Consider the following 13,435-nt stretch of genomic DNA (forward strand, 5'->3'; position numbering starts at 1 on the left):
GCGCCGGCTGCTCACCATGGGGACGGTCCCGCGGTGAGGCCCGCGTCCGGGTGGGGTGACCTGCGCACGGACGGCGCACGGCCACGGAGGCGGAGAATCGCCCGGATCGGGCGTTAGGCTGACTCGCATGAACCCTCGGCCCGCCGACGTCTCGGCCAGGCCCGTCGACGACTACCGCGCCGCCATCGAACAGCTGCTGCGGCCGCTGGCCGCGCGCGCGGTCGAGTCCGTCGAGGTGCCGCGGGCGCTGGGCAGGCAACTGGCCGAGGATGTCCGTTCGCCGATCGACCTGCCGGTGTTCCGCAACTCCGCGATGGACGGATACGCGGTGCGCGCGGAATCGGTGCTGGTCGCCCCGGTCACCCTGCCTTTGACCGGCGTGGTCGCGGCAGGTGCCGCGGGCCGCACGCCCCTGCCGCCGGGCGCGGCGATGAAGGTGATGACCGGCGCGCCGATCCCGCCCGGCGCGGACTGCGTCGTGCCGGTGGAGGACACCCGAGCGGGCGACGGCACGGTGACCATCGAGCGTGGCCGCGGCGCAGGCGACTTCGTGCGTGAGCCGGGCACCGACGTACGCAACGGCGACCTGCTCGTGCGTACCGGGACCAGGCTCGCGCCCCGGCATGTCGCCGCCCTCGCCGCGGTCGGCCTGCCCGCGGTGACGGTCTTCCGCCCGGTGCGCGGCGCGGTGATCACCACCGGCGACGAGCTGGTCGAGGCCGGAAAGAGGCTGCGTCCCGGGCAGATCTACAACTCCAACGGCGTCGCCCTCGCCGCGGCGCTCGCGGCGAACGGCGTCGAGGTGGTCTCGGTCGCGCACAGCACCGACGATCCGGCGCGTTTCCGCGCGCTGCTGTCGGCCGCGACGGAGGCCGCCGATGTGGTGTTCACCTCCGGCGGGGTGTCCAAGGGCGACTTCGAGGTGGTCAAGGACGTGCTCGAGCCCATGGGCGGGCAGTTCGGTTCGGTCGCGATGCAACCGGGCGGCCCGCAGGGGCTGACCGTCGTCGAGGGTGTGCCGGTGCTCAGCTTCCCCGGCAACCCGGTCAGCACGATGGTGTCGTTCGAGGTGTTCGCCCGCCCGATGCTGCGCCACCTCGCCGGGCTGCCCGAGGTGGACGCCTACGAGCTTCCGCTGCGCAACGCCGTGGCGCGCTCGCCGGAGGGGAAGCGTCAATTCCTGCGCGGCAAGCTGGTCGGCGCTCCGCGCAAGGCGCACCGGCATCCGGAGGCGGTCGAGGTGGTGTCCGGGCCCGGCTCACACCTCGTGGCGGCCATGGCGTGGGCCGACGTGCTGATCGACGTGCCCGCCGAGGTCACCGCGCTGCCCGCCGGAGCGTTTGTGCGAGTGTGGTCCTTATGAGCGAGTTGTCCCATGTCGATCACGAAGGTCGCGCCCGCATGGTCGATGTGAGCGCCAAGAGCGAGACCACCCGGATCGCCGTCGCCGCGGGCGAGTTGCGCACCACGGCCGAGGTGGTCGCGCTGGTGCGAGCCGACGACATGCCGAAGGCGGACGTGCTGGCCACTGCCCGCATCGCGGGCATCGCGGGAGCGAAGAAGACCGCCGAGCTGATCCCGCTGTGCCATCAGCTGGCGCTGTCGTCGGTGCGGGTCGAGTTCGGTTTCACCGACACCGCCATCACGATCGAGGCCACCGCGAAGACCAAAGGCCCCACCGGGGTCGAGATGGAGGCGCTCACCGCGGTCGCGGTCGCCGGGCTCACCCTGCACGACATGGTGAAAGCGGTCGACCCCGCCGCTACGCTCACCGACGTGCGGCTGCTCACCAAAGAAGGCGGCAAGCGCGGGCACTGGGAGCGCCCGGCCGAAGCGGCCTCCGAGGAGAGCGAGATCCTGCCTTCCGCTGATGACGAGCTGTCCTCCGATGACGCGGATGACGCGGATGACGCGGATGACGCGGATGACGCGGATGACGCGCAGGACACCCCGGAGTACGCCGAGCCGGAATTCGACGGGGAGGAACGCTCGGCGGTGGTGCTGGTCGCGTCGACCGGCGTCGCGGCGGGCACCCGCATCGACACCACCGGCCCGGCGCTCGTGGACTGGCTGGCCGGTCTGGGCTTCTCGGTGCGCGGTCCGCTGGTCTACGCCGACGCCGAGATCGAGATCGGGTTGTCCGACGCGTTGCGGTTCGAACCCTCCCTCGTCATCAGCACCGGCGGAACCGGCGCCTCGCCGACCGACGGCACCCCGGAAGCCACCCTCGCCGTGCTCGATCGCGAACTTCCCGGTGTGGCGGAGGCGATCCGGCAGCGCGGTACCGCGAAATTCCCGCTCGCGGCCCTCAGCCGCGGTGTGGCCGGGCTCGCCGGCCGCTCGGTGATCGTGAATCTGCCGGGATCGCTCGGCGGCGTCGAAGACGGCATGGCGGTGCTGGAACCGCTGTTGGATCATCTGCTCGCACAAGTTGCCGGAGGTGGAAGTCATGACAACGGCTGAGGCCACGGTCCGGCTCGCCCGGATCAGCGACCAGCCGCTCGACCCGGCGGAGGTCGAAGCGGCGGTCACCGGACCGCATTACGGCGCGGTCGTGGTGTTCACCGGCAAGGTCCGCGATCACGATGGCGGACAGAGCGTTTCGTCCCTGGAATACTCCGCGCACCCGCAAGCGGAGCGTTTCCTGCACACCGTCTGCGCCGAAATCGCCACCACGCACGGCTTGCCGGTCGCCGCCGTGCACCGCGTCGGGTCGCTCGGCATCGGCGACCGCGCGATCGTCGTCGCGGTGGCGGCGGCGCATCGCGGCGAAGCGTTCGCCGCGTGTGCGGAACTGGTGGACCGGATCAAACACGAGGTGCCGATCTGGAAGCGCCAATTGTTCGCCGACGGCCTGTCCGAATGGGTGAACGCCTGCGGGTGATCTGTCCGTGACATGAATCTCATGACGAATCAACACGGCCGGTATAGCGTGTGCGCCGGGCTGCGATCGGAATGCGCTTCCGTCTCGCTTCGCTCGTAAGCCGAGGTGGGCCGATCGGTTGCGTTGGGAAGGAGCACGCGATGGGAACCGACCAGGTTTTGCTCCACCGATTCGTCATCTCGCAACTCACCGCGGTAGGCGTGGACCGCGACCGGCTGCTGCGGGAATCCGGTTTACCGGAGTGGACCATGGCGGGCGAGGATCTGCACCTGCCCAGCCAGACGTTCTCTCGGCTGTGGGAGATCGCCGAACACGAATTGGGTGACCCCGACGTCGCGTTGAACGTGGCGAGCCGCTACGAGCTGACCTGCCTCGGCCTCTACGACTATCTGTTCTCCTCGGCCCCGACGCTGGGGGCCGGACTGGCGACCTGCGGGCCGTACGTCACCGCGGTGACCACCAATCACCGATTCGACCTGGTCGCGGAGAACGACGAGGAGGTCACGCTCTACCTCGACATGATCGATGGTGCGGGCCGTGGCCGTGACCTGACCCAGCTGTGGGGCCTGAGCGCGGTGCTCAGCCGGGCGCGGCGCGTGGTGCGTGAACCGCTGGCCCCGCTGCGGGTCTCGCTGCGCCAGCACGCCCCCGCACGAATCGAGACCTTCGTCGAGGTGTTCGGCACCACCGCGATCGAGTTCGACGCGCCGGTGGACGCCATGACCTTTCGCGCCTCGGACATGGATCTACCGTTGACCACCAGCGATCCGGTGCTGGCCGGCATACTGCAGCCGCTGGCCGCGGCTCTTCCGCCGCCGCCACCGCTGGCCACGGCATGGCCGGAACGGGTCGCGACGGCCCTGGCGGACTGCCTGGACGAAGGCGACGCCTCCCTGGAGCGCGTGGCGCGCAGGCTGGCCACCAGCCCGCGCACCCTCCAGCGCCGGTTGCGGGAGGCGGGCACCACGTGGCGCGCGGAACTGGATCGGGCGCGTGGCGCACGGCTGGTCGCCGCGACCGCCGCCGGGCCGCTGAGCGCGTCGCGCCAGGCGGAGATTCTCGGCTACTCCGATCCGGCATCGATGCGGCGAGCGGCTCGGCGGTGGTCGCTGGCCATCACCGCGCATCGCACCGAGCGGGCGGATCGGACGTTCACGTCCTGAGGAAACGCGCCGCGATCGACCAGAACGTCGCGTCCTCGATCGCACGGAAATCCCAGCTCTTGGCGATGGCGTGGGTCTCGGCGACGATCGCGGGAACATCGAAGTCATCGCGGGTGGCGGTGCCCTTGGCCTCGAGCGCCTGGATGACGTACGCGGTGGCGCTCTCCATGGAATCTGACACGGAACTCCCATCGGTCGCAGGACGATTCGGTCGGTGACGGATCGGCTGCCGGGCGGCGCCGCGCGCGGCAGTACGCTCCCCGTGCCCCCGGACCGGCGGACACGCCTTCAGTCTCACGAAAAGACCACTCGGTCACCAGCACCGAACGCGCCATGTCGCGACCGAACGCGCCAATCTGGCGCGTTCAGTGCGGCGTATAGCGCCACACGCCGAGCATGCTCTGCGGGTCGAGCGGATCTGCGGCGTCGTGCACGGTGTCGTGCAGCCGGGCCAGGGCCGTGTCGGTGTGCAGGCCCGCCCCGATGAGCACCAGCTGCGCGCCCCGCGATTCGCCGCGCGACCAGCTGCCCGACTCGAAGACGATGTGGCGACCGACCATGTGCATGACGAATTTCCTGCGCTCGTCCGCAACCCCGAAGGCGGCGAAGCCTTTGGCCCGGAACAATCCCGGTGGCGGGTCCTCCAGGAAACCGATCAGCTTGCGCGGGTCGAGCGCTCGTGCGGTGGTGAACGAGACGCTGGTGTAGTCGTCGTGCATGTGGCGGTGCCCGGGGTCGTGGTCGTGGTCGTGGTCGAGGAGTAGTTCGTCGAAGCTCAGTTGCTCGGCCACCAGCGGCCGTTCGCGCAGCGGTTCGTCGAACAACAGCCCGGGATCGATCCGGCCGTAGGTGGTCGCGTACACGGGCACCGGGCCGACGAGTGCCGCGATGTCCGCACGCAGTCGCGCGAGTTGCTCGGGCGCCACCCGATCGGCCTTGTTCACCACCACCAGATCGGCCAGGCGCAGATGGGTGCGCAGTTCCGGATGACGGGCGCTGCTGTCCGGGAACTGTTCGGCGTCGACCACTTCGACCAGTCCTCCGTAGCGCAGGCGCGGGTTGTCGCTGCCGAGCACCATCCGGATGAGATTGCGCGGCTCGGCCAAGCCGCTGGCTTCCACCACGAGGACGTCGATTCCGGCGCGCGGCTGCGTGAGCCGGGTGAACAGCTCGTCCAGCTCGGTGACGTCGACCGCGCAGCACACGCAGCCGTTGCCGAGCGAGACCATGGCGTCGACTTGCCCCGCGACCAGCATCGAATCGATGTTGATCGCTCCGAAGTCGTTGACGACGACGCCGATCCGCGTCCCCCGGTTGTCTCGCAACAAGTGATTGAGCAGCGTGGTCTTCCCCGAACCGAGAAACCCCGCGACGAGCACAACAGGAATCCGGTCTGCCATTCCGCTCACCCTAGTGCGCCCGCCCGACCCGCGAAAAATGCCGGACGCCACCCTCATGGTGGTGAGGATGGCGTCCGGTGGGTTCGGTGTGCGGACTATTTCGAGGGGCCCAGCAGCATGGCCGCCAGGCTGTAGCCGAGGTTGATCAATTCCGTGGTGATGGCGTTGTCGTCCAAGCCCAGCATCTTCGCCAACGGCATCAGCAACTCCATGATCGAGGCGTTGCCGCCCGCGGTCCCCGGGGACTGCTGGGCGTACGGCGTGTCCGGCGATTGGGCTCCGGACGCGCCCGGCGCATCCGGTGTCGCCGAAGTGCCCGGCGACTGCGGTGTCGCCGCGCCCGGCGCCGACTTCGGCGTCGAGGCGCCCGGAGCGGACTGCGCCTGCGGCACCGCGGGGGCCGCGGGGCTCTGGGGCACCGCCGGGATCGTCTGCGCCTGCGGGATCGCCGGGTTCTGGGCCTGTGGAGTACCGGGGGTCGTCTGGGCTTGCGGAGTACCGGTGTTCGTCTGGGCTTGCGGAGTACCGGTGTTCGTCTGCGCTTGCGGAGTACCCTGATTCGCCTGGCCCTGCGGCGTGCCCGGGTCCGAGGCGGGGCGATCGAACGACGTACCCGGCGGGATGGGCTGCGCTGCCTGCTGATCCGGCGAAGCGCCGGCTTGCGGTCCGCCGAGCAGGTAGCCGACCAGGCCGGTGGTCAGCGCGATCGCGTGCTTGAGCTGCCCGTCCGGGGTCTCCAGCAGCGCCGCGTCCTCGGGATTGGCGCCGTTGCCCATCTCGAGGAACACCACCGGAACGGTGGTCAGGGCGGGCCCTGCCACGTCCTTGCGGGTCTGCAGCCCGTCCACCACGCCGCCATAGTTCGCGGGCGGGAATCCCGCCTGGCGATACGCGTCGCGCACCGACGTCGACGCGGCGCGTCCCGCACCGGACTGCGCCTGGTCGACGATCAGATTCGGGATGGGCAGCTCCGGGACGATCAGGTGGAACCCGCGATACTGCGCGGGCGCGCTGTCGGCATGGATGCTCACCGCCACGTCGGCGCCGGACTGGCTCGCCGCGCGGGCGCGGTCGTCGACGCAGCCGCCCCAGTTCGTGTCGTCCTGGCGGCTCAGCACGACGCGCGCGCCGAGTGTCTCCAGCGACGTCTTGACGACCTGTGCGACGTTCCAGTTGATGGTGTGCTCGGGAACGCCGTTCATGGTGGTCATGCCGGTGGTCTGGCAGTCCTTGGTGCCGCCGCGACCATCGCTGACCTGTCTTGCCAGGTCCTGGGAATGGTTCGGCCCCTGATGTCCGGGGTCGAGGAACACGGTCTTGCCCGCGAGTTTCTTCGACATGTCCAGCGCCGACGGCGCCGCGTGCGCGGTGACCGGCAGCAATCCGGACAACGTCACCGTTACCGCGGCCGTGACGGCGGTACAGATACCGGCCTTGACGATGCTTGGCTTCATAGTGCGGTCGGCGCCCCGGGACGGGGCGCCCCTCCCTTCCCACTTGTAACACCAAACCCACTGGTTACTCTGACAACACGTGTATCAGCGAAGCAAGTTACGTAATCGAAGTGTTACGGCATGCGCAGCGCCCGGTCGGCGAACGCGCCGAGACAGTTTGCGCAGAGATAGCAGAGCGTAATGCATTCGGAGCCACACCGTGCCGATCGGCACGCAGAAGACGTCGAAGTTGCTGCTGGATACGGGCAAGCCGGACTACCTTCGCGACAACCACGCGCCGCGGCACGGAACAAAGCCAGTAGCTGGTACACCAGAAGACCCCTTGCCAAGCCTGTCGGCGAACTCGTGGTTGCGTAAGGCGGGACTCGACGAGTTCGGGTCGGCATCGCCCGGCCACACCGACCGATCGCCGGGCAGCCGAGCCCGCGTCCACCCGCGCGAAATCGCGAATTCGGGCCACACCACCCGGTCCGTTCTGGTATTCCTGGCCGCGGAGATGCGGGGATCTCCCGAGTCGGCCGCGGCGGCGGAAGTACGTGGACGCGGCGGTAGTACAAGTCAAGGAGAACGGTATGCGTGCAAGCGCCCTCCTACTCGCGGGAGCCATGACCTGCGCGGCGACCCTGCTCGCCACGGCGACGGCGGCGGCCGAACCCGCGAACACCATGCCGCACGACGGCGTCTACCTGGTCGGCGTCGATATCGCCCCCGGCGTCTGGGAGGCGCCCGGCGCCTCCGATCCGGCCTACGCGTGCGACTGGCGCAGGCTGTGGAAGGTCGAGGGCGACAACACGAACATGCAGTACATCATCGCCAACAACTACACCCGGCTCAGCCCCGTCCGGGTGGAGATCGAGCCGACCGATGTCGGCTTCAAGACCGAGAACTGCGGTCCGTGGCGGTTGTCGCCGACCCCGCCGCCGACCGGATCGTTCGGCGGCTGAGCAACGGCGCACGTCCCGTCGGCGGCGTATCGCCGCGCGTTCGGCGAACGCTAGGGTCAGCCGCATGACGAGGAGCAGGATTCTGATCACCGGCGCGAGCGCGGGTCTCGGGGCCGCCATGGCGCGGGACTTCGCGGCAAAGGGCCGCGACCTCGCGCTGTGCGCCCGCAGGCTGGACGCGCTCACGACGCTGCGCGACGAGCTGCGGGCCACTCATCCGGAGGTCACCGTCGCGGTGCGCGCACTCGACGTGGACGACCACACGGCGGTTCCGCGCGTCTTCGGCGAACTGCGTGACGAGCTGGGTGGCCTCGACCGCGTGATCGTCAACGCCGGGATCGGCAAGGGAGCGCCGGTCGGCAGCGGAAGGGCGGATGCGAATCTGGCCACGGCGACCACCAACTTCGTCAGCGCGCTGGCGCAGGCGGAAGCGGCGCTGGAGATCTTCCGCGCGCAGGATGCCGGGCACCTGGTTCTCGTCTCATCGATGAGCGCGGTGCGCGGGCTGCCCGGCAAGAAGGCGGCCTACTCGGCGAGCAAGGCGGGCGTCGCCGCACTCGGTGCGGCATTGGCCACCGAATTGGCCCGTTCGCCGATCGCCGTCACCACGCTGTTACCGGGTTTCATCGCCACCGACATGGCGGCCAAGGCGGGCGACGCGCGAATGGTCGCGCCGCTGGACAAGGGCGTCGCGGCGATGGTGGCCGCCATCGAGCAGGAGCGGCGCCGGGCCTGCGTCCCCGGGTGGCCGTGGCGGCTGCTCGATTTCGCGCTCCCCCACCTCCCCGACGCGCTGGTGGCGCGGATGAGCTGAACAAGGTAGCGGGGCGCGAGCGCACCGGCGCGGCCGGGCGCCGACGGTGCTGTCGGGAACTCGCCAGCTCGGATGCCGCGGAGCTGCTGGACTCGACGCCGTGTCCACACTCCGCACCACTGAACGCACCGCCCGCAGCGCACCCACCGGTTGGCCCGCGGTTGTCGCGGTGATGCTCGGGATCTTCTCGATCGTCACCACCGAGATCCTGCCGATCGGGCTGCTCACCTCGATCGGCGCCGACTTCACCGTCTCCGATGGCATGGCCGGCCTGATGATGACCATGCCGGGGCTGGTGGCCGCCGTGGCGGCGCCGGTCGTCACCGTCGCCACCGCAGGCATCGATCGACGGCGGATGTTGTGCCTGTTCATGCTGCTGCTGGTGCTCGCCGACACGCTGGCCGCGGCCGCACCGGATTATCGGGTGCTGCTGGTTTCACGGATCCTCGTCGGCATCACCATCGGCGGCTTCTGGTCCATCGCGGCCGGACTGGCCGAACGGCTCGTACCCGCGGACTCGGTCGCCAAGGCCAACGCCGTGATCTTCTCGTCGGTGCCGCTCGGCTCCGTGTTCGGCGTCCCCGCGGGTACCTTGCTGGGTGAGATCGCCGGTTGGCGAACGACTTTCCTCGTGGTGGGCGCCTTCGCGGCCGTCGTGCTGGCCATGTTGATCGCATTCCTGCCCGCGCTGCGCGCCGAACAGGTCACCCGGGCCGCGGTTCTCGGTACCCTGCTGCGCCGCCCGGGTATCCACTTCACCCTGCTGGTGACATTCCTCGTCGTCTCGGCCCATTTCGGCGCATACACCTACGTGACGCCATTCCTCGAGCAGGTCACCCGGGTCGGCCCCGGCACGATCACCTTGCTCCTGCTCGTCTACGGCGCGGCCGGTATGTGCGGCAACTTCCTCGGCGGGGCCTCGATCGCGCGCAGACCCCGCGCCACCCTCGCCGCAGCCACGGCGCTGATCGCGGCCGCCACACTGCTGCTTCCCTGGCTGGGCCAATGGTCGTTCGGCGCGGCAGTTCTGCTCGTCGTGTGGGGCGTCGGGTACGGCGCGGTGCCGGTGTCTTCGCAAGCATGGTTCGCGAAAGCGGCCACGGACGCACCGGAAGCGGCCTCGGTGCTGTTCACCGCCTCCTTCCAAGCGACGATCTCGCTCGGCGCGCTCGCGGGTGGCGTGCTCGTGGACCGTTCTTCGCCCGGACTCGTCATGGCCTGCGGCGGATCGACCGCGTTGTCGGTCGTCGCGGTCGTGTGGGCCCACCGCCGCCGAGACCGGAGACAGTTGGCGCACTGACGATTACCCGCAAGGTAATCGACTCGGCGACCGGTGGCGGGCAGGGTCGCGGCCATGATCGATGAGACGGGCACCGCGCTGTTCCACCAGACCATGCCGTTCACCGAGCGCCTCGGCGTCGAGGTGCTCGCCCACGGACCCGAACTGGTCCGTAGCCGCCTGGCTTGGGACCAATCACTGTGCACGCTCGGCGGCGTGCTGCACGGCGGGGTACTGATGTCGCTGGCCGACGCCACCGGCGCGGTGTGCGCGTTCCTGAATCTGCCCGAAGGAAAGCAGGGCACCACCACGGTGGAGTCGAAGACGAATTTCCTGCGCGCGGTCCGCGCCGGCCATGCCATCGCGTCCGCGGCGCCGCTGCACGCCGGACGCTCGTTCATCGTGGTCGAGACGGTGATCCGGGACGACGCGGACAAGCTGGTCGCGAAGGTCACCCAGACCCAAGCGGTGCTCTAGCCCGCCACCAGGGCCGGCGCCGCCCCGGCCGGAGCGCGGGCGGTCGGCCACACCCGGGCGAGATCGAGCAGTTGCCGCAGCCCGGCGTCGAAATCCGCCGCGGGGACCGGCGGCTGGACCGAGGTCGACGCGAGCGGCGCCGATCCCGCCTTCCGTGCGATTACCGCGCACGCCACTCGGTGTGCGTAGTCGGTCAGCGGACCTCCCAGCCCGCGGTCGCCGGGGCTAGCGACCGAGTTGCGACAGCGCGTCCTGGATTTCCACCGTCATCCGCATCAGCCGGGTACTCGCGTCGACCCGCTCGTCGGGGCGGGCGGCAGCACGATCTCGGTGACCGCGGCGGTGAGATCCCGCCGCGGCCCAGATCATCGCCCGCACACCAGCTTTCCCGCCGGGCCGATGCCGTCGGACCGCAACTCCGGTAGGAACATACGGGCCGACAGCCAGATGTTCATCAGCAGCGGGAGTCCGAACGCGGTCCACACCACCAGGCCTTCCACGTCCGGCGTCAGGTCGACGAGCCTCCCCTCGCGCCGAGCCGATGCGCCCGCCAGCAGGATCACGGCGGTGGACCCGGCGGCGATCGCAGCAAACGCGGTGCCTGCGCCAGACCGCCCCCAGCTGCACGTCCGCGGCCCAGACGCGGACGACTCCTTGCAGGCACATCGAGGACATCACGGTGCAGCCGAGGACGAGTTGGTGCGCCGGACTCGCGCTTGCGGGCGTCATGGCGCACCGGTACAGCAGCAGGCTCAGCAGACCCCAGACGAACAGGCGATTCACCAATTGGTCGACGACCGTGTCGCGCAGGAGCATCAGCCGGAACGCGACGACCGCGGCGACGAGGCAGATCGCAGGCCAGGCGACGACTCCCGGAATCGATGACGACATCGACCGACCTCCCGCCCACTATCTGTCCCGCTTGACGATACCGTTGCCGGATGTTTGTGACCGCGCTCTCCAGACCCGGCGGCAGCTGATGACCGCGACGCGGCATCCCCTCGGCGGCTTCGCCCGTCCCGGCCCTGCTCCGGATCGGCGAGTCACTTGTCCCGCATCAGCACGTTCGAGGTCGATCTTGACAAATACGCGATCCACTCTTTACTGCACCGAGCGCAGGTCCCACTTGTCCCATTTGCGACAACATATGCCGATCACAGGACGGATTCGCAGACCAATTGTCACCGAATCCAGAACTAAGCGGCTTCGCTCGTCGATCAGCACAATAGCGCGTGTCCCGGCGAATTCCGGAATGCCGCAAAACATTCGGCTGATCCAGCGTGGGTGTTACCCTCTATCACATAGAGTTTCAGTGACGACACTCACCTCCGACACGCACCTCTCGGCGGGCGCACCTGCTCTTCGTAGCCCGCGAACGCGGTCCCACCTCATGCTCTGTCCGCCCGTTCGTGCGGCAAGAACGGAGAAATCTGTGCGCGATGAACCACGATCAGCTTCCCTGTCCGAGCGAATCGACGGTGCATCGATCGAAACCCACGCCCTCTCCCCGATACCACGAAGGCCGGGCCGAGCGTTCCGGCCACGAGCGGCAGCGCCGATACCGGCCGTCTTCGCGGTGACCACGACCAAGGCGTCCTCGGCCGAGCCACGGTACCGCCTTCCCGAGGACAGCGCACCAGCAGACCTACGCGTCACGGCTTGACCGTATTTGGGGAAACGGAAACGATGAGCAAGCAGACTGCCGGAACAACTGAACTAGCCGTGCGCCCAGCCGCCGGAACGGACGCGATGAACACCGCCCTGCGCGATCGCCTGATCGACGCGACAGTCGAGGTGGTGTCGACCGAGGGTCTGCACGCGCTCACCGTCCGCCGCGTGTCGCGAATGTGCGGGGTCTCCACGATGGCGGTGTACTCCAACTTCGGCGGGATGCCCGGCTTGATCCGCGCGGCTGGTTCCGCCGGCTTCGCGCGGTTGGCCGCGCGCATGACCGCGGCGGGGGTGAGCGAGGAGCCGATCACCGATCTGCTCGTACTCGGCCTCGTATTCCGGGACGAGGCCCAGCGCAGGCCGGAGCTGTTCGGGCTGATGTTCGGCACCGGGACGCGCATCGATATGAAGATCAACCGCGGCAATGTGCTCGTGGCCGGGCACGATTCGGAGTTCGAGCACTACACGGAAACCTTCGACCACGTGGTCGGCGCGGTGCAGCGCGCTCAGGACGCCGGGTTGATCAACACCGCGGACGTCCGCTCCGCCGCGGCGCAACTGTGGATGGGCCTGTTCGGCTTCGTCCAATTGGAGATGGCCGGGCATCTGGGCGACGACGGCCTGCTCGAGGTTCTGGTACCTGCGATCGTGAATCTTCTCGTCGGCATGGGCGCCGAACTGGAAACCGTCGGCGCGTCGGTTCTGCTCGCGGTGGAGCGCTTCGCCGCCCAGTCCGGCGACTGAACGCCGGCACGGGGCGAATGCCGGTCAGAACGGCAGCCGGGACCTCAGCCGCTGGGCGCGTGCCATCGCGCGCTCCGCGGCGCTTCCGCGCGGCGGCATCAGACCCAACTGCAGCAGCATCTCCGTCAGGTCCCAGGTGGCCTGGCTGCGCCAGATCAGCCCGGAGCGGAACTGCCAGACGTCGATGACCAGCAGGTCGATGCGCTTGCCGGTCGGGCCGAAGCCTGGCGGGTCGATCGGGCCCAGATGGGTGCCGGTCATCCGCCACGGCACCAGCGCGATCCGGTCGTCGGCGGCCAGCACCGGCGGAAACGGGTTGGTGTAGGCCACGTCCGGGAACGAGCGCACCGTGTCGGCGACGAACTTCTCCACGCCCGCCCGCCCGTGCGCGGGCGCGTCCAACGATGGGTCGTGCCAGATCGTGTCCTCGGTGACGCATTTCGCGACCGCCGCGCCGTCCCCACTGTTCCACCCCGCGATGTATTGCTCGGTGAACTCGATCAGCCAGGCGAGGCTTTCGATGGGCTCGGCCTCCGCTTCGATACGGAACTGCCCGGTGTTGTACGGATTCACGCCCATCACCTTTCACCTCGGTGCGCATTCGA

The 13,435-nt window shown here is 69.3% G+C and carries 15 protein-coding genes; 9 read left to right on the forward strand and 6 right to left on the reverse strand.

The window, feature by feature from the left end:
- Window positions 1–127 precede the first annotated feature (127 nt).
- The 4 genes from glp to GVY39_RS03565 all read left to right on the forward strand — a co-directional run bounded on the left by glp (window position 128) and on the right by GVY39_RS03565 (window position 4,047).
- The gene (glp, locus tag GVY39_RS03550) at window positions 128–1,363 is read left to right on the forward strand and encodes a gephyrin-like molybdotransferase Glp (RefSeq protein WP_159921191.1); all 1,236 of its coding nucleotides are present in this window, start codon (window positions 128–130) and stop codon (window positions 1,361–1,363) included.
- Window positions 1,360–2,463 (forward strand): bifunctional molybdenum cofactor biosynthesis protein MoaC/MoaB, encoded by a 1,104-nt coding sequence (gene moaCB / locus GVY39_RS03555; RefSeq protein WP_159921189.1) that lies wholly within the window; start codon window positions 1,360–1,362, stop codon window positions 2,461–2,463. Before glp ends, moaCB begins: the two co-directional genes overlap by 4 nt.
- A complete protein-coding gene (locus GVY39_RS03560; protein WP_159921187.1) occupies window positions 2,450–2,884 on the forward strand; it encodes a molybdenum cofactor biosynthesis protein MoaE in 435 nt (144 codons plus the stop codon). Before moaCB ends, GVY39_RS03560 begins: the two co-directional genes overlap by 14 nt.
- 140 nt (window positions 2,885–3,024) lie before the next feature.
- Window positions 3,025–4,047 carry an AraC family transcriptional regulator gene (locus tag GVY39_RS03565; protein WP_159921185.1) on the forward strand — a complete coding sequence of 341 codons (1,023 nt, stop codon included), beginning with the start codon at window positions 3,025–3,027 and terminating at the stop codon, window positions 4,045–4,047.
- Here GVY39_RS03565 and GVY39_RS03570 read toward each other — a convergent pair.
- The 3 genes from GVY39_RS03570 to GVY39_RS35185 form a co-directional block, all read right to left on the reverse strand.
- A complete protein-coding gene (locus tag GVY39_RS03570; RefSeq protein ID WP_159921183.1) occupies window positions 4,037–4,228 on the reverse strand; it encodes a hypothetical protein in 192 nt (63 codons plus the stop codon). The genes GVY39_RS03565 and GVY39_RS03570 overlap by 11 nt on opposite strands.
- 184 nt (window positions 4,229–4,412) lie before the next feature.
- Window positions 4,413–5,447 carry a GTP-binding protein gene (locus tag GVY39_RS03575; protein ID WP_159921181.1) on the reverse strand — a complete coding sequence of 345 codons (1,035 nt, stop codon included), beginning with the start codon at window positions 5,445–5,447 and terminating at the stop codon, window positions 4,413–4,415.
- Window positions 5,448–5,542: 95 nt separating this feature from the next.
- Window positions 5,543–6,901, reverse strand: a complete 1,359-nt coding sequence (locus tag GVY39_RS35185; RefSeq protein WP_159921179.1) for an N-acetylmuramoyl-L-alanine amidase — start codon at window positions 6,899–6,901, stop codon at window positions 5,543–5,545.
- 572 nt (window positions 6,902–7,473) lie between these two features.
- Here GVY39_RS35185 and GVY39_RS03585 point away from each other — a divergent pair.
- The 4 genes from GVY39_RS03585 (at window position 7,474) to GVY39_RS03600 (ending at window position 10,415) form a co-directional block, all read left to right on the forward strand.
- On the forward strand, window positions 7,474–7,845 hold the full coding sequence (locus tag GVY39_RS03585; protein WP_195069347.1) for a hypothetical protein: 372 nt from the start codon (window positions 7,474–7,476) through the stop codon (window positions 7,843–7,845).
- A 64-nt stretch (window positions 7,846–7,909) separates the two neighbouring features.
- The gene (locus GVY39_RS03590; RefSeq protein WP_159921177.1) at window positions 7,910–8,659 is read left to right on the forward strand and encodes an SDR family oxidoreductase; all 750 of its coding nucleotides are present in this window, start codon (window positions 7,910–7,912) and stop codon (window positions 8,657–8,659) included.
- A gap of 100 nt (window positions 8,660–8,759) precedes the next feature.
- Entirely contained in the window at window positions 8,760–9,959 is a 1,200-nt protein-coding gene (locus tag GVY39_RS03595; RefSeq protein ID WP_236565296.1) for an MFS transporter, read from the forward strand.
- Window positions 9,960–10,013: 54 nt separating this feature from the next.
- Complete coding sequence (locus GVY39_RS03600; protein WP_159921175.1) at window positions 10,014–10,415, forward strand: PaaI family thioesterase; 402 nt, start codon at window positions 10,014–10,016, stop codon at window positions 10,413–10,415.
- Here GVY39_RS03600 and GVY39_RS03605 read toward each other — a convergent pair.
- Together GVY39_RS03605 and GVY39_RS03610 are read right to left on the reverse strand one after the other, a co-directional pair.
- Complete coding sequence (locus GVY39_RS03605; RefSeq protein ID WP_159921173.1) at window positions 10,412–10,591, reverse strand: hypothetical protein; 180 nt, start codon at window positions 10,589–10,591, stop codon at window positions 10,412–10,414. The two genes, GVY39_RS03600 and GVY39_RS03605, sit on opposite strands and share 4 nt — an antisense overlap.
- A 49-nt stretch (window positions 10,592–10,640) precedes the next feature.
- The gene (locus GVY39_RS03610) at window positions 10,641–11,306 is read right to left on the reverse strand and encodes a hypothetical protein (RefSeq protein ID WP_159921171.1); all 666 of its coding nucleotides are present in this window, start codon (window positions 11,304–11,306) and stop codon (window positions 10,641–10,643) included.
- Window positions 11,307–12,101: 795 nt separating this feature from the next.
- Here GVY39_RS03610 and GVY39_RS03615 point away from each other — a divergent pair.
- Complete coding sequence (locus GVY39_RS03615; RefSeq protein WP_159921169.1) at window positions 12,102–12,830, forward strand: TetR/AcrR family transcriptional regulator; 729 nt, start codon at window positions 12,102–12,104, stop codon at window positions 12,828–12,830.
- Window positions 12,831–12,854: 24 nt separating this feature from the next.
- On the opposite strand, the gene GVY39_RS03620 is transcribed toward GVY39_RS03615, so the two are convergent.
- On the reverse strand, window positions 12,855–13,403 hold the full coding sequence (locus GVY39_RS03620) for an ester cyclase (RefSeq protein ID WP_159921167.1): 549 nt from the start codon (window positions 13,401–13,403) through the stop codon (window positions 12,855–12,857).
- Between the last annotated feature and the right edge of the window lie 32 nt (window positions 13,404–13,435).

The sequence above is a fragment of the Nocardia sp. CY15 genome, from assembly GCF_009829295.1.
GTDB lineage: Bacteria > Actinomycetota > Actinomycetes > Mycobacteriales > Mycobacteriaceae > Nocardia > Nocardia sputi.